The organism is Haloarcula sp. Atlit-7R (genome assembly GCF_003666065.1).
GTDB classification, from domain to species: domain Archaea; phylum Halobacteriota; class Halobacteria; order Halobacteriales; family Haloarculaceae; genus Haloarcula; species Haloarcula taiwanensis.
This window is the reverse complement of sequence record NZ_QXIK01000001.1, coordinates 667,722-683,156: the sequence shown is the minus strand read 5'-3', so window position 1 is coordinate 683,156 and position 15,435 is coordinate 667,722. Positions and strand designations below refer to the sequence as shown.

The 15,435-nt window shown below is 61.9% G+C and carries 11 protein-coding genes; 4 read left to right on the top strand and 7 right to left on the bottom strand.

Annotation, left to right across the window (positions count from 1 at the left end):
* Nucleotides 1-33 precede the first annotated feature (33 nt).
* The 3 genes from acs (D3D01_RS03575) to acs (D3D01_RS03565) all read right to left on the bottom strand — a co-directional run bounded on the left by acs (D3D01_RS03575) (nt 34) and on the right by acs (D3D01_RS03565) (nt 5,873).
* Nucleotides 34-2,028, bottom strand: a complete 1,995-nt coding sequence (gene acs, locus D3D01_RS03575) for an acetate--CoA ligase (RefSeq protein WP_101349197.1) — start codon at nt 2,026-2,028, stop codon at nt 34-36.
* Between the two features lie 70 nt (nt 2,029-2,098).
* On the bottom strand, nt 2,099-3,790 hold the full coding sequence (locus D3D01_RS03570) for a bacterio-opsin activator domain-containing protein (protein WP_121511255.1): 1,692 nt from the start codon (nt 3,788-3,790) through the stop codon (nt 2,099-2,101).
* 139 nt (nt 3,791-3,929) lie between these two features.
* A complete protein-coding gene (gene acs, locus D3D01_RS03565) occupies nt 3,930-5,873 on the bottom strand; it encodes an acetate--CoA ligase (protein WP_121511254.1) in 1,944 nt (647 codons plus the stop codon).
* Between the two features lie 165 nt (nt 5,874-6,038).
* On the opposite strand from acs (D3D01_RS03565), the gene D3D01_RS03560 reads away from it, so the two are divergent.
* The 3 genes from D3D01_RS03560 to glmS all read left to right on the top strand — a co-directional run bounded on the left by D3D01_RS03560 (nt 6,039) and on the right by glmS (nt 10,033).
* Nucleotides 6,039-6,899, top strand: a complete 861-nt coding sequence (locus D3D01_RS03560; protein ID WP_101349200.1) for a CheF family chemotaxis protein — start codon at nt 6,039-6,041, stop codon at nt 6,897-6,899.
* Between the two features lie 153 nt (nt 6,900-7,052).
* Nucleotides 7,053-8,243, top strand: coding sequence for a bifunctional sugar-1-phosphate nucleotidylyltransferase/acetyltransferase (gene glmU, locus D3D01_RS03555; RefSeq protein WP_121511253.1), 1,191 nt, complete (start codon nt 7,053-7,055; stop codon nt 8,241-8,243).
* Nucleotides 8,243-10,033, top strand: coding sequence for a glutamine--fructose-6-phosphate transaminase (isomerizing) (gene glmS, locus D3D01_RS03550; RefSeq protein WP_121511252.1), 1,791 nt, complete (start codon nt 8,243-8,245; stop codon nt 10,031-10,033). Before glmU ends, glmS begins: the two co-directional genes overlap by 1 nt.
* Nucleotides 10,034-10,496: 463 nt before the next feature.
* Here glmS and D3D01_RS03545 read toward each other — a convergent pair whose 3' ends face one another.
* Both D3D01_RS03545 and aglF read right to left on the bottom strand, forming a co-directional pair.
* Entirely contained in the window at nt 10,497-11,912 is a 1,416-nt protein-coding gene (locus D3D01_RS03545; protein ID WP_121511251.1) for a sugar transferase, read from the bottom strand.
* A gap of 356 nt (nt 11,913-12,268) precedes the next feature.
* Nucleotides 12,269-13,024, bottom strand: coding sequence for a UTP--glucose-1-phosphate uridylyltransferase AglF (gene aglF, locus D3D01_RS03540; protein WP_121511250.1), 756 nt, complete (start codon nt 13,022-13,024; stop codon nt 12,269-12,271).
* Nucleotides 13,025-13,112: 88 nt separating this feature from the next.
* On the opposite strand from aglF, the gene aglM reads away from it, so the two are divergent.
* On the top strand, nt 13,113-14,420 hold the full coding sequence (gene aglM / locus D3D01_RS03535) for a UDP-glucose 6-dehydrogenase AglM (RefSeq protein WP_121511249.1): 1,308 nt from the start codon (nt 13,113-13,115) through the stop codon (nt 14,418-14,420).
* Nucleotides 14,421-14,425: 5 nt separating this feature from the next.
* Here the strand turns inward: aglM and D3D01_RS03530 are convergent, their stop codons facing one another.
* Both D3D01_RS03530 and D3D01_RS03525 read right to left on the bottom strand, forming a co-directional pair.
* On the bottom strand, nt 14,426-14,917 hold the full coding sequence (locus D3D01_RS03530) for a hypothetical protein (protein ID WP_121511248.1): 492 nt from the start codon (nt 14,915-14,917) through the stop codon (nt 14,426-14,428).
* The gene (locus tag D3D01_RS03525) at nt 14,910-15,383 is read right to left on the bottom strand and encodes a hypothetical protein (protein ID WP_121511319.1); all 474 of its coding nucleotides are present in this window, start codon (nt 15,381-15,383) and stop codon (nt 14,910-14,912) included. The genes D3D01_RS03530 and D3D01_RS03525 overlap by 8 nt, the downstream gene beginning before the upstream one ends.
* Nucleotides 15,384-15,435: the final 52 nt, after the last annotated feature.

The following is a 15,435-nucleotide window of genomic DNA, read 5'->3' as shown; positions in this document are numbered from 1 at the left end:
GTGAGAATTCGTGGTGCTGTTCGCCGCTACGGCTCAGTCACCCTGGACTTTGGTTTCGATATCACTGACAACGTCAGGGTTTCGCAGCGTACTCGTATCGCCCAGTTCCTCGCCGTTCGCGATGTCTTCGAGCAGGCGGCGCATGATCTTCCCGGAGCGGGTCTTCGGCAGCTCGGGCGTGAAGATGACAGCTTCCGGCCGAGCTATCGGCCCGATAGCGTCTTCGACACCGTCGATAATCGCACTGCGGAGTTCGTCGGTCTCTTCGTAGCCGTCCTCGGTGATGACATAGGCGTACACCGCTTCGCCCTTGATATCGTGGTCGCCGCCGACGACGGCGGCCTCGGCGACGCCTTCGACGCCGACGATGGCACTCTCGATTTCCATCGTCCCGAGCCGGTGACCGGAGACGTTGATGACGTCGTCGACCCGTCCCAGTACGGTGATGTAGCCGTCCTCGTCGATTTTCGCGCCGTCTTCGGGGAAGTACACCCAGTCGTCGGAGTCGTCGCTGTCGGTGTCAGAGTACTCCGCCCAGTACTCGCTGATGAACCGTTCGTCGTTCTTGTACAGCGTCCGGAGCATCCCGGGCCACGGCTTGTTAACTGTCAGGTAGCCGGCGCGGCCGGGTTCGACTTCGTCACCCTCAGTGTCGACGATGCGCACGTCGTTGCCCGGTAGCGGCGGGCCGGCTGACCCGGGTTTCATGTCCTTGATGCCGGGGAGTGTCGTTATCATCATGCCGCCGGTTTCAGTCTGCCACCAGGTGTCGACGACGGGACACTCCTCGCCCCCGATGTGCTTGTAGTACCACTTCCAGGCGCGGGGGTTGATCGGCTCGCCGACCGTCCCCAGCAGGCGCAGGCTGGAGAGGTCGTGTTTCTCGGGGTACTCCTTACCCCACTTCATGAACGCGCGGATCGCCGTCGGTGCGGTGTACAGCTGGTCGGCCTCGTACTCCTCGACGATCTCCCAGAGGCGGTCCTTGTCGGGGTAGTCCGGCGTCCCCTCGTACATCATCGTCGTGGTCCCGAGCGCGAGCGGGCCGTAGACGATGTAGGAGTGGCCGGTAATCCAGCCGATGTCGGCCGAGCAGAAGTACGTGTCCTCGGGCTTGATGTCGAGTACCGCCTGCGAGGTCCAGGCCGCCCAGGCGAGGTAGCCGCCGGTGGAGTGTTTGACGCCTTTCGGCTTCCCGGTCGTCCCGGAGGTGTACATGAGAAAGAGCATGTCCTCGGCGTCGCGGTCGACCGGCTCGACAGTCGCGCCCTCGTTGTCGGCGATGACGTCTTCGAAGGCGACCTGGTTGTCCGCGTAGTCGTGATCGAACTCGTCGCCGTCCATCAGGCGCTCGGCGACGATGGCGCGTTCGACCTCGTGGTCGACGCCACTCAGGCCCTCGTTGGCCTTGTCGAGGTGATCGAGCGGGTCGCCGCGGCGGTAGTAGCCGTCGCAGGTAACAAGATACTCAGAATCAGCGGAGTTCATCCGCGTCGCAAGCGCGTCCGCAGAGAAGCCGGCGAATACGACGGAGTGGGGCGCGCCGATGCGGGCACAGGCCAGCATGGCGATGGGGAGCTGCGGAATCATCGGCATGTACATCGTCACGACGTCGTCTTCGCCGACACCCATCTCACGCAGACCGGCCGCGAACTCGTTGACCTTCTGATGGAGTTCCTCGTATGTGTAGGTGATATTGTCTTCTTCGACCGGCTCACCGACCCACTCGATAGCGGCCTCGTCGCCGCGCTCCTCAAGATGGCGGTCGAGGCAGTTGGCCGAGGCGTTAAGCGTCCCGTCCGTGAACCACTCGTAGAACGGCGGGTTCGAATCGTCGAGTACCTGATCGTACTCCTCCTCCCAGTCGAGAAGGTCGGCGGCACCCTCCCAGCACTCCGGCCAGTTCTCTTCGAACTCGTCGTAGATACCCTCGTCCGTGACGTTCGCCTGCTCGACGAACGACTCCGGGGGCTCGAAAACCTCCTGCTCTTCGAGCCGTGCTTCGAGTTGGACATCTTCATCTGACATGGTCTATCATCGATATTTCACAGCGGCCATATAAACGGGGGGTCTAACTACGATAACATGAAACAGGGTTTCAGTTGTCGGACGGCTGTCGCGGCTCGGTCGGCCGCTCGTCGAAAAACGCGGTCAGAACCTTCTGCTGGGCCTTTCTGAGGTGATTGTGCAGCGTCGGCGACGAGATATCCAGCGAGTCCGCTAGCTCCTCGGCAGTTGAGCCGCGGGGCCACTCGAAATAGCCGCTGTGGTAGGCCGCCTGCAGGACGGTCTCTTGCCGGTCTGACAGAGTGTCGGTCAGCCGGTCGCGGAATCCGGTGTCCGTCTCCGCCGGCCGTTCCGTCTCTCGCTTCGCTGCCAACGATGTCTCTGGATAGGCGTCGGTGACAGCGTTGACTGTTGGTCTGATATCGGCCTCGCTGGGAAGCTCGACTGCGATGGTCGCGACCCCGTCGGTGGCTGTCACAGAGCGAACCCGGCCACCGCTTTCGACGAGCTGGAGTGCTGGCGTGTCGGTGACCACGACTTCCAGTAGTACGCCGTCGCTGTGCTCTTTGAGGAGTCTGGCGTCGGCCACGCCGTCGTCCTCGTCCGCATATGAGAGGATCGCGTCGGCCGAGGCGCCTTCGACCATCAGGTAGTACAGCAGCGACTGGCCCGCAACGGGAACGACCCCGGACAGTTCGACCGTACACTGTAATGCCCCGGATACCCCGGCGGTAAAGGTCCGCTCGTCCGCACAGTGGAACTCTAACTCGGTCACCGTGTCAGCAAGCAGGAGGCGTTTGCGCTCGGCGGCGATCTGTGCGTGCCCGACCTGCACACCGAGCGCGGACAGTACGGCACGTTCGGTATCAGTTAGACCCCCATCCGCTGCGACTCCGACGACACCGGAGATGGTGTCTTCCCTGACGAGTGGCACCAGCGCGACCGATCCACTGTCGTCGTCGACGAGACGAACCTCACCCACGTCGAGCAGACCAGTGACTGACTCGATGTGGGTGTCGATCTGCTGCTCGACAGCCGTTTCCGAGATTTCTGTCGTCGTGTGCGGTGTCAGTCCGTCACCGGTCCGTTCGGCGAGCCAGGCGAACTCGAAGCCCGCTCCTTCTGTCAGGTGGTCACAGACTGTCGTCGCAATTCCCTCACCGGTCGCGGCGACCGCAAGCGCCTCGCTGACCGCCGTAACCCAGTCGACCGGTCGCTGTGGCCCGCTCGGAGCCGCCCGCTCGCCGGACTCACCCACGGCTGCGACGATGGTTTCGCGGTCCGGTTCGTCAAGCAAGGGGTCCAGTCGGTCGAGTCGGTCCCAGCCGCCGAGCGCACAGACGACGTCCGGCGCGACGCCGTCGTCCAGCAAGCTCGCCGCGAACCGCCACCGAAGGTCACGCGAGGAAACGTCTTTCAGGTGCGGTGTCGTCTCGGCGGCTCGGTCGGCTACTTCGCTGACGAGCATCTGGAGCCGACGTGCGGAGACGGAAAACAGTGGCTCGTCGTCGGCCGCTCCAGCCGCGTTTGCGTATTTTCGCATATCGTGCTCGACTGAGTCTGGAAGATAGGTCTCGCGGACCACCTCACCGCTTTCCCGAACAGCAAGCAGGCGATGCCTATCGAATTCGGTGATGTCGGCTAGCCGTACAGCGGTCATCTCTGTCGGGCGGAGCCCGATCTCTGCGCCGAGTCGGAGCACGAGGTCGGACCGGTGTGTCTCGGCCGCGCGTCGAAGCTGTTCGTACCCCCGCTCGCCGATGGGATCAGTTGCGCCGTCCATCTATTTCGGAAAGTCGAAGAATATCGAAATAAGCATTACGACCAAGGCGCGGCTGTCTGCGAGAAGAGCGCAGCGAAGGGGCTATGAACGACGACGCTGGTACGAGAATTTTCGCAAATATCGAAGAAGACGAAACAGCTTATTTCTGTCTCGTCGTCGACTGGATTTCACCGAGGATTTCGGGGTTACGCAGCGCGCTGGTATCGCCCAGTTCCTCATCGTTCGCCACTGCGGTCAGCAGGCGGCGCATAACCTTACCCGAGCGCGTCTTCGGCAGGTCGGGCGTGAACACGATTTCTTTGGGGCGGGCGATACCGCCGATAGCATTGACGATAGCGTCTTCGATGGCTGCCCGGAGTTCACTCTCGGCGTAACCGTCCTCCGGGGAAGCGAACGCGTACACTGCCGTTCCGGTCGTCTCGTCGTCGGCACCAACGACGGCGGCTTCTGCGACGCCCGTGACGCCGGCGACCGTCGACTCAAGTTCCTTGGTGCTGAACCGCCGGCCAGCGACGTTAATCGCGTCGTCAATCCGGCCGAGGAACGTGATGTAGCCGTCATCGTCGACCGAGACGCTGTCTTCGGGGTAGTACCGCCACTCCTCGACGCTGTCTGGGACACTGCCCCAGCCCGTCCCGTCGAGCAGCGCGCGCGGCATTCCGGGCCAGGGGCGCGTCACGACGAGCTCGCCGGCCGAATGAGGCTCGGCCGCCGCACCTGAACGGTCGACGACGGATGCTTCGATTCCCGGCAGCGGCCGTCCCGCGGCTCCGGGTTTCATCTCGTCGACGCCGGGCAGCGTCGATACGAGTACCGCGCCAGTCTCGGTCTGCCACCAGGTGTCGACGATGGGGCACTCGCCGCCGCCGATGTGTTCGCGGTACCACTCCCAGGCGCTCGCGTCCATCGGTTCACCGACGGTACCCAGCAGCCGCAGGCTGGAGAGGTCGTGCTTGGCGGGGTACTCTTCGCCCCACTTCATGAACGCTCGAACAGCCGTCGGTGCGGTGTAGAACACGTCGACGGCGTACTTTTCGATAAGTTCCCACAGCTGATCTTTTTTCGGGTGGTCCGCTGTGCCGTTGTACAGTACCGTCGTCGTCCCGAGTGCGAGCGGCCCGTAAACGATGTAGGAGTGACCGGTGATCCAGCCGATGTCGGCCGAACACCAGTAGGTGTCCTCTGGCTTTATATCAAGCACTGACTGGGCGGTCCAGGCGACGTGTGCGAGATATCCGCCGGTCGTGTGCGTGACGGCTTTCGGCTGGCCGGTCGTCCCCGACGTGTAGATACGAAAGAGCGGATCGTCCGCCGCCCGCGAGACGGGTTCGATTTCGGCCCCCTCGTGTGCTGCCAGCAGGTCGTGATAGTCGTCGTAGTCCGCGCCCAGGTGCACGTCACGGCCCAGTCGGTCAAGCACCACGACCGACACGTCGTGGTCGACGGCGATGCGCGCGTTATCGGCCTTGTTCTTTTGTGCGACGGCGCTACCGCGGCGGTAGTAGCCGTCGCAGGTGATGAGGTACTCCGACTCGGCCCGCTCCATCCGCGTCGCAAGCGCGTCCGCAGAGAAACCGGCGAAGACGACGTTGTGTGGCACACCAAGGCGTGCACAGGCCAGCATCGCGACCGGGAGTTCGGGCACCATCGGCAGGTACAGCGTCACCACGTCGTCCGGGCTGACACCGTGTTCGCGTAGCGCTGCGGCGAAGGCGTTGACTTCTCGGTACAGTTCGAGGTATGTGTAGGTGCGGGACTCGCCAAGGTGGCCCTCCCAGACCAGCGCGAGCTGGTTCTTCCGCTCGGGTAGATGCCGGTCGAGGCAATTGTAGGCGGCGTTTAATCGGCCACCGGGGAACCACTCGAACGGTGGGCCGTCCGTTCCATGGAGTACTGTCTCGAACGGCTCCTCCCAGTCGAGCAACTCAGCGGCCTCGCGCCAGCAATCGGGCCACTCCCGCTCGAAGCGGTCGTAGACAACTGAGTCTGTCACGTTCGCCTGTTCGACGAACCAGTCCGGTGGTTCGACTGTCTCTCGCCCCGGCTGGGACTGACCCCGATCCGGTTCGTCACCCCGTGTCATCAGTTGACAGTATACCGCCGCACGCAAAAAATATCCTATCTAATTGTGCACAATTCCGCTATGAGCGACTCGCCAGGGCAGTTGGCCGTTCTCAGTTTCGACACTGGCGACGGAAGTTATATTGAGTCCTGCGGACAACGGAGGTACGAGAGGCCGGTACGGGGCATGAGCGACACCGAAAAGAAGATCGCCGATACAAAAGGACAGTTCCTTCAGGCGGTCTCACAGGGCCAGCGCCTCACCGACGCCGAGTGGCGAAACTGTCGCATCGTCCTCACCACCGAGCGAGTCGCCCTGCTGGGCGACGACAAGCGACAGATTTCACTGACCGATATCGACCGTATCGCCGACCGGTTCGACGTGAACCAGCAGAGCGCCGGCGTCTCCGATTACGTCGCGCTCTACGTCGGCGAGGATGTCATCCTCGTGTCGGCATCGGACCACGAGGCGTTCGAAACTGATTTCTACCGGGCGAGTCTCGACGGCGCAATCGTGCTGGTCCAGCACCCCGCGCTCAAAGGCGGCGTCGTCCAGTCCGCCGAGTGGACGAAAGGCCGGCTGAAAGTCGGCGACGAGGCGCTAAAGCTCGCGATGGCCGATGGGCAGGCCGTCGTCGTCGACCGCGCCGATATCGGTGATCTCGCTGTCGAAGAGAAGCAGGTCAGCGGCGAGGAGCGGACAGTCATTCAGGTCGAGCACAGCGAGGACGACATCAGCGTCGAAACACACCTCGCGGGTGAGGAGTTCCACGCCACTGTCCTCCGGACGATGCTCGAAGAAAGCGCCGAACAGAACCAGGCTGATCTGGACCTGAGCTCGACGGAGAAACGGGTAATCATGGCACTTCACTCCGGCGTATCGCCGTTTGACATCCCCAACTTCGTCGGTATCGATGTCGACAAGACCGAGGAGATTTTCGACCGGCTGATTGAACTCGACGTAATAAGCGTGCTCCGGGAACGGACCGAAGTGAATCTGACGACGAAGGGGCGTCGCGTCGCCGGCGAGCGGATGGGCGAGCAGTAGTCCGTAGCTCTGGACTGAGTTGATACCGCTAGATGTTACAACCGCGTGATACGTTTGATTTTCCCACCGCAATCTGGACATGCGTGGCAAGTAGACACCGACGAATCTCGGTAAGGCCGCCATATTGAAGCCCCTCCTCCGTCTGCAACAGGTATGCACATCGATACGGCTGTGGTCCTCGCTGCGGGTGAGGGAACTCGCCTCCGGCCGTTGACGCGAAACCGGCCAAAACCAATGCTGCCGGCCGCAAACCGGCCGATTCTCGAACACGTCTTCGACGCGCTGGTCGAGGCGGGCATCGAGAAACTGGTTGTCGTCGTCGGCTACAAGCGCGACCGCGTTCAGGACCACTTCGGTCCGACGTACCGTGGCGTTCCGATTTCCTACGTGAGCCAGACAAAACAGTTGGGTAGCGGGCACGCACTCCTCCAGGCACGAAGCGTTGTCGACGGCCCGGTTCTGGTGATGAACGGTGACCGTCTCGTCGACGCGGCCACTATCGAGGCGGTAGACTCCTCCTATGCAGAGACTGCGCACACGAGCATCGCTGTGGTTGAACGGCAGGACACCAGTCGGTACGGTGCTGTCGAGGTACAGGACGGTGACATCGTCGACATCGTCGAAAAGCCACAGCACGACGAGTTCAGGCTCATCAACGGCGGCGTGTACGCCTTCGACGGTGATATTTTCGAAGCGATCGACGAAACGACGCGCCACGCCGGCGAACTGGCACTGACCGACACAATCGAACTCCTGCTGGAATCTGACCGTGTCCGCGCGGTCGAGGTCGACGGGATGTGGGTCGACGCGACATACCCATGGGACCTGTTGACCGTTGCCCGCGAGGTGCTGGCGCGGGGGCGGGTCGTCGAATCGGCCCGCGACGAGCAGGTCTGGGTCGACAACTCCGCACGTGTCCACGACGAGGCGACTCTCCAGTCGCCGGCCGTCATCGGCCCGGACTGTGAGATCGGTCCGGACGCTGTCATCGGTCCGAATGTCGCACTCGGACGCAACGTCACTATCGGGGCCAACAGCGTCATCCAGCACACTGTCCTCGACGCAGACACGCGTGTCGACCCGAGCTCGACTCTCGTCGATACTGTCACCGGTCAGGACGTGAATCTCGGCGTCAACACAGTTGTCCCCGGCGGCCCGGCTGACGTTCAGGTCGGTACAGCGGTGTTCGAGGACCAGCGACTGGGCGCTGTTATCGCCGACCGTGCCGTCGCACTCGGTGACGTGAGTTTCGTCCCCGGGTCGCTTGTGGGCCCCAACGCTCGGCTCGCCACCGGCGTCACAGTCGACGGAACTGTCCGCGAAGACGCGGAGGTGGTCCGCTGATGTGCGGGATCATCGGCTGTGTCGGCCGCGGCGACGAGACGCTCGACACGCTCGTTCACGGTCTCTCGAAACTGGAGTATCGTGGGTATGACTCCGCTGGCGTCGCGCTGGCGAACGATCACATCGACCTCTGCAAACACTCCGGTAAAATCGCCGACCTCCGCGAAGCGTTGTCCGACCGGACGCTCTCGGGGTCGGTTGGCATCGGCCACACCCGCTGGAGTACGCACGGGCCGCCGACCGACGAAAACGCCCACCCACACCAAGACTGTACCGGCGATGTCGCAGTCGTCCACAACGGGATCATCGAGAACTACCGGTCGCTGCGGGACGAACTCGCTAGCGCCGGCCACACCTTCACATCCGACACCGATACCGAGGTCGTCTCACATCTGATTGAGGACGCGCTGAAGACGGGAGCCAACCCCGAAGACGCCGTCAGAGAGACAGTCGACCGACTCGAAGGCAGTTATGCCGTCGCCGTCGTCATCGCCGGCTGTGACTCGGTGTTCGCCGCACGGAACGACTCGCCGCTCGTGTTAGGCATCAACGACGACGCGACCTACCTGGCCAGTGACGTGCCCGCCTTCCGGGACTTCACCGATAAGGTCGTCTACCTCGCCGACGGGGAGTTCGCCCGACTCAACGGTGCCGGCTGGACCGTCACCGACACCGACGGCAATATCATCGAGAAAGACATCGATACCGTCCAGTGGGACCCCGAGGAGACCGGCAAGAGCGGCTACGACCACTTCATGCTCAAAGAGATCCATGAGCAACCGCGCGCGCTTCGGCAGTGTCTGCGGGGTCGGGTCGACGAACTTGCCGGCACGGTCGACATCGGCGATCTCGGCGACCTCTCTCCGACCGGCGTCCAGTTCGTCGCTTGTGGCACCTCTTATCACGCCGCTCTGCACGGCGCACAGTTGTTCCGCGAAGCGGGCATTCCTGCCCAGGCATTCCTCGCTAGCGAATACGCGACTGCGACCCCACCTATCGGCGACGCGCTCGTCGTCGGCGTCACCCAGAGCGGGGAAACCGCCGATACCCTTTCAGCGCTTCGGGCGGCCCGCCGTCGCGGCGCGCGCACGCTGGCCGTGACCAACGTCGTCGGATCTACTGCGGCCCGCGAGTGCGATCATGCGCTGTACATCCGAGCCGGCCCGGAAATCGGCGTCGCCGCCACCAAGACCTTCGCCTCCCAGCTAGCCGCGCTGAACCTGCTTGCCCTCGGCACGTCGACGACCGGTGACGCCCGGCAGGTCATCAGCGCGCTCCGCGACCTCCCCGGTCACGTTCAGGAGGTCCTCGACGAATCTGCCGCCCAGGAGGTCGCTGAGTTGTATCAGGACGCCAGCGCGTACTTCTTCATCGGCCGCGGGTACCAGAATCCCGTCGCGCTTGAAGGCGCACTGAAAATGAAAGAGATCACCTACAAGCACGCTGAGGGCTTCGCTGCGGGTGAGCTAAAACACGGCCCGCTGGCGCTGGTGACCGAGAACACGCCAGTGTTCGCTATCGTGACCGGCGACGACGAGCGCGCCCGCAAGACCATCGGAAATGTCAAAGAGGTCGAGGCCCGCGACGCACCGGTCGTCGCGATCACCGATGGACAGAGCGACGTTGAACGATACGCCGACCACGTGCTCCACATTCCGGAGACCCACCCGCGGGCCGCTGCCGTGCTGGCGAACACGCACTTGCAGCTAGTGTCGTATCACACGGCCGCGCTGCTGGGGCGGAATATCGACAAGCCGCGCAACCTGGCAAAAAGCGTGACGGTCGAGTGAGAGGGCGTAGCTGGCTACTCGCGCTGGTCGCTGTTTGCTGGTGGTTCCGGCGGTTCCAGGAACTTTGCCGCCAGCTTGGCTGTTTTTGAACTTGAAAGGGTCTTTTGAACAGACTGGGCCATTGAGGGCGGCAGGAATCTTTTCCGAGCCGTGTATCATGAGGTGTGACAGCATCGAAAACAGTGAGTAGTGGGCCGACAGTGTGCGTTTCGCGTAGATCGATAACGATAATCGCGGACTTCGATTCCACCGTGTTGCAGACACTCTCCGCCTTGCTCCCCCTCTCACAGACCGCTTCTTCATGATTGGAGGGCACTAGGAGATCCAGTGTGACAATTACGGTTCAGGTTTTGTGCCACGAAACGCTTCTGTTGGATCGTTTGCCTGAGAGAGGCGGGGTCACTACAGACGGTATCTTGTGATCGAACACCGGTATGAGTGGCTTGGGAAATAATAACAGCTCTTAGGACTTCCTGTGTGCCATTACAATATCAATAAGAACGCCCCAGATCTGCCTCGAAACGAGCTTCATATCGTAGCTAAACGACTGGTCGCGCACGTACTCCAGGTCGTACCGCAGCTTTTCGCCCGGCTCTTTCCCAGTTACGTGATTGACCTGGGCGGGCCCGGTCAGTCCCGGCTTGACGAACCATCGCTTCTGCCAGTTAACGACACCGGTCTGGATATCCGAGTCAAGCTCCGGTCGTTCTGGCCGTGGCCCGACAACGCTCATATCACCCCGCAGTATCGACCAGAGCTGTGGAATCTCATCGAGGTGCGTCTGCCGAAGGACTCGCCCGACTGATGTTACGCGTGGGTCGACTCCACCCGCATCCTCGTCACTGATCTTCGCACCGGTCTCGTCCTCCGCGTTCTCGATCATTGATCGGAACTTGTAGATGGAGAAGGTTTCGCCGAACACCGCTGTCCGGTCCTGCCGGTACAGTATCGAGCCGCCGTCTTCTAGCTTTATTCCGACTACAATCCCGAGAATCACCGGCGATAGCGCGATCAGCCCGGCCGATGCAAACGTGACATCGAATGCGCGCTTGAGAATGTAGTCCTGTATGTCCCAGGGTTCGATCTCTACGTCGACCAGGGTTCCGACTCCACCGCTGGCGGTCAACACAGAGTCTGCATGGTCGCGGTGGACTTTCGCGTCGAGACCGTACTCGTAACAGGCGTCGAGGGCGCCGAAGAATTCCGCCCGGTCGGCGTGTTCAAACGCCAGCACGACCGTATCGATATCATACTCGACGAGCACGTCCTCGATTCGCGAGAGGCCACCTAACCGTTCCAACCCACTCGGGTTAGTGCCGCCGTCAGCGATGGCTTCGGTCCGTTCGATTGTCGTCATTACACTCGTCGGACAGAGATAGCCCAGGAGCGTGCCGTCGACCTCGCTTGCCACTTCTTCTATCACACGGAGATCATCGCCGACGACGATGGTCCGCTCGCCGTTTGACGACGGCCGCTTCCGAATCCACACAAACCACGCCGGCAGTGCGACCAGTAACAAAGGAGTCACTAACACGACAGTCAAACGCGGCAGCTTGTACGAATAGTCGAAGTAGCCGATTGTCGCCAGAACGAGAGCCGCCACGAGCACCCGCTTCTGGGCCAGTGCTATCGCGTCGAGAATTCTTCGCGGGCGGGGCTTGTACAGCGGGAGGAACACGCTGACGACGACTGCGATTGTGACCAAGAGCTCAATCGTGAACTCTGGCCCCGCTGGGGGGTCGGTCGGCAGCCGACTGAGTATCGGGAGAGTTATCGCTATTGACTGGATGCTAGCGTTGTTAACAAGTGCGACGGCGACCGCTGTCAGCACGACAACGCCGGCTACACTTGCGACCCGGTACTGCCAGCCACTATCCATTATCACTGTGATTGCCGAGTTCCGGGATAAGTCCTGCGTCCCGGGACTCAAATACTGAAGCGACCGTGTGTGGACACGCAGCCCGACGACCCTGTACGGCCGTCGTGTTACTGAGAGCGAGTGCTACACGAACCGCGTTCGCGAGGCGACGTACCCACAATGACCGTCTCACCCCAGTCGTGTCGACTCTCGAAACGCCGAGCCAGCGTTCGTCATACCTGCCCTGTTTAACGGTGTCCGATGGAGATGGGATCACGGTGGTGGTCCAGCCTTTCGATTGAAATCCTATCCGACTGTGAAACATACCTGCCCGTGCTGTCACACTGGTAACTGGCGGGATGATACGGTTTCGTCGCTCACTCGCTTGCGGCGATGTTTTCGGCGGCCATCTCTGGGTTAATCTCGCCCTGTAGCCGCTTTTCGGCCTCGTCGCGGTCCTCAGGATATCCGATATCGTTTCGCCAGCCGTCCATGCGGATCGCATCGATCGTTCGCCCGGAGTGCAACAGGAGGTCAATCGCGTCACTGATCTCGTACTCGCCGCGATTAGACGGTTGCACCAGATGACAGGCGTGGAAGATGGCCGGCGTGAAGGTGTAGAACCCGGTCATCACCAGATTCGATGGCGGCTCTTCCGGTTTCTCTACGACTTCGGTGATCTCGCCGTACTTGTTGGTGTCACAGACGCCGTAGCGCCCGGCCTCCTCCCAGGGAACTTCCTCAACGAGGAAGGCGGCGTCGGCACGCTCCTCCGCCTGTCGGTTGACGACGTCTTGGAGGTTCGCCTCAAAGATGTTGTCGCCGAGCATCAACATGAAGTCGTCGTCGACGTGCTCTTCAACGGTCAGGAGCGCGTGGGCGAGGCCGTTCTGCTCGCGCTGGTGGGTGTAGGTGATCGGGATGCCATCGAACTCGTCTTCGTAGTGATTAATGATGGCCTGCTTCTTGTAGCCGACAACTACCAGAAGTTCGTCGGCACCCAGTTCGATCAACTGCTCGAAGCAGTGGGTCAGGATCGGTTTCCCCGCGACCTCTACCATTCCCTTTGGCTTGTCTTCGGTCAGCGGGCGGAGACGGGTCCCCTCGCCAGCGGCGAGTACGACAGCTTTCATATATCTCAATTCGTTGGCCGTCCGATAAAACTCTTGTCGAATTATAAGACCCGAATTATAATATCCGCTTCTCCACTATCGTCTCCTGATGAACGTCAGTATTGTCGGAAGCGGATACGTTGGGACGACGGTCGCGGCGTGTATTGCGGACCTTGGACACGAAGTCGTAACGATAGACATAGACGAGGATATCGTCGACGCGGTAAACGACGGCGAGTCGCCGATACACGAACCCGGACTCGACGAACTCGTCGCTGAACATGGCGGCGGTCGCCTTCGGGCAAGTACCGACTACGCCGAGATTCTCGATACTGAGCTGACGATGCTAGCGCTCCCGACGCCCTCGAACGACGACGGGAGTATCGACCTCCAGTTCATGGAAGCCGGTGCGGCATCCATCGGCGAGGCGCTGGCTGGCGCTGAGAACGCGGCAGCGGACCCACACCTTGTCGTCACGAAGTCGACTGTCGTTCCGAACACGACCGAAGACCGCCTCGCTCTCCGTATCGCCGACGCCGGTCTCGAACGCGGCACGGACTTCCTCGTCGCCTCCAATCCCGAGTTCCAGCGTGAGGGGACCGCTGTCGCGGACTTCCTGAACCCCGACAAACTCGTCTTTGGGACGGACGACGACCGCGCGACCGACCTCCTCCATGACCTCTATGCACCGCTACGTGAGGCCGCTGATGACGACGTCCCGGTCGTCGAAACCGGTATTGCCGAGGCTGAGATGATAAAGTACGCCAACAACACGTTTTTGGCGACGAAAGTCAGCCTCATCAATGATATCGGAAACATCTGCAAGGAGTTCGGTGTCGACGCCTACGAGGTAGCCGACGCTATCGGACTCGACGATCGAATCGGCCAGCGATTTCTCCGGAGCGGCGTCGGCTGGGGCGGCAGTTGCTTCCCGAAGGACACGGACGCTATCATCGCCGCGGCGCGGGAGCGGGGCTACGACCCCACAGTCCTCTCTGCGGCCGTTGAGCTGAACGACGCTCAGCCAGAGCGCCTCCTTTCCCTCCTCGATGACCATGTCGACGTGTCTGGGAAACGCGCCGCCGTGCTCGGACTGGCGTTCAAGCCCGGGACGGACGATATCCGGAACACGCGGGCGGCACCGGTCATCGAGGGACTGAAAACGCGGGGTGCCGATGTCGTCGCCTACGACCCCGTGGCGACCGAAAACATGCGCGAGCGCTATCCCGACATCGAGTACGCCGACTCCCCGGCGGCCGCCCTCGACGGTGCGTCCGGCGCTGTCGTCGTCACCGACTGGGACGAGTTCGCGGCGCTCGACGCCGAGTTCGACGAGATGGCCGACCCAGTCGTCGTCGACGGCCGCCGCACCATCAAGCGCCGGGACGGCATCACCTACGAAGGGTTGACCTGGTAGCCAACTCAGTCACGTCGTACTCGCCTGTCGAGGACGGCGACCGCACCGGCCGCGAGAAGCGCTACGACGAGTACGGTCGGATCCGAAGACACGTACAGGCTCGGTGTCGGCGGCCGCCAGTTCGTGAACGGATACAGCCAGGCGCTGGCCCGACCGTCGGCGTACACCCGCAGCCCATCGAGCAGGAGCGAGGTGAGACCGCCGAACGTCATGAGGCCGAACACCCGTCCCCAGTACCGTCGCTCGAACGCGACAGTGATAAGACCGGCCAGTAGCAGAACTCCGCCGAGTGTCGAGAGGGGCATGTAGGTGAACGGCACGCCGAGAAGTGCTCCGACTGTCTCTTCGTTCACCACGATTCTGACTTTCACTACATCCGGAATCGCCGCACCACCCATCCCAACCACGACCCAGCGCCGGTCGAGCCAGTCAACGCGCCAACTCATGACCGTGAGAAGGATGTACAGAGCGAGCAGGTGTGTCAGCAGATCAGCCATTGCGGGCCTCCAGCGTCCACGTGTCTCGATTGATGCGCCAGTACCGGAAGAACAGCAGCAGGAATCCGAGCGCGCCGATAGCCGAGGCGCCGTACTTGTAGAGTTCGGCCCACCGGCTGCTGTTGACGACTTCGACGCGCTCGGCCGCTATCGTTTGCTCTGGTCCGAGCGTCCCGTACACTTGGACGACGCCGCCTGATTCGACGGCTGTGTTCGTCTCAGTGACTCTGAGTGTGATTGCCGTCCCGTCGCCCTCGACTTTTATATACAGCTCGCCGTCGCCGGTCTCTGTCACTGTTCCAAACACCATGAGTTGCTGTCCGACGTACGACTCGTACCCGGTCGAAAGGTCCGCAGCATCTGGATACGGTGACCATTCGTCTTCTGTTATCTCCGCGTGGACGAACAGTCCTCCGAGTGTCACACACAGCACAAGCACGATCCCGACACGAACCCAGACGCGCACACCATCTGTTCTTTCGGTGGGGACAATGGTCGTTTCGCTCCAGACCCACAGC

What these genes read in the sequence shown, in the direction of transcription:
- acs (WP_121511254.1), bottom strand. Translation starts at nt 5,873, where the DNA reads ATGACACGGGGTGACGAACCGGATCGGGGTCAGTCCCAGCCGGGGCGA.
- aglM (WP_121511249.1), top strand. Translation starts at nt 13,113, where the DNA reads ATGAACGTCAGTATTGTCGGAAGCGGATACGTTGGGACGACGGTCGCG.
- glmS (WP_121511252.1), top strand. Translation starts at nt 8,243, where the DNA reads ATGTGCGGGATCATCGGCTGTGTCGGCCGCGGCGACGAGACGCTCGAC.
- D3D01_RS03545 (WP_121511251.1), bottom strand. Translation starts at nt 11,912, where the DNA reads ATGGATAGTGGCTGGCAGTACCGGGTCGCAAGTGTAGCCGGCGTTGTC.
- D3D01_RS03570 (WP_121511255.1), bottom strand. Translation starts at nt 3,790, where the DNA reads ATGGACGGCGCAACTGATCCCATCGGCGAGCGGGGGTACGAACAGCTT.
- glmU (WP_121511253.1), top strand. Translation starts at nt 7,053, where the DNA reads ATGCACATCGATACGGCTGTGGTCCTCGCTGCGGGTGAGGGAACTCGC.
- D3D01_RS03560 (WP_101349200.1), top strand. Translation starts at nt 6,039, where the DNA reads ATGAGCGACACCGAAAAGAAGATCGCCGATACAAAAGGACAGTTCCTT.
- acs (WP_101349197.1), bottom strand. Translation starts at nt 2,028, where the DNA reads ATGTCAGATGAAGATGTCCAACTCGAAGCACGGCTCGAAGAGCAGGAG.
- aglF (WP_121511250.1), bottom strand. Translation starts at nt 13,024, where the DNA reads ATGAAAGCTGTCGTACTCGCCGCTGGCGAGGGGACCCGTCTCCGCCCG.
- D3D01_RS03530 (WP_121511248.1), bottom strand. Translation starts at nt 14,917, where the DNA reads ATGGCTGATCTGCTGACACACCTGCTCGCTCTGTACATCCTTCTCACG.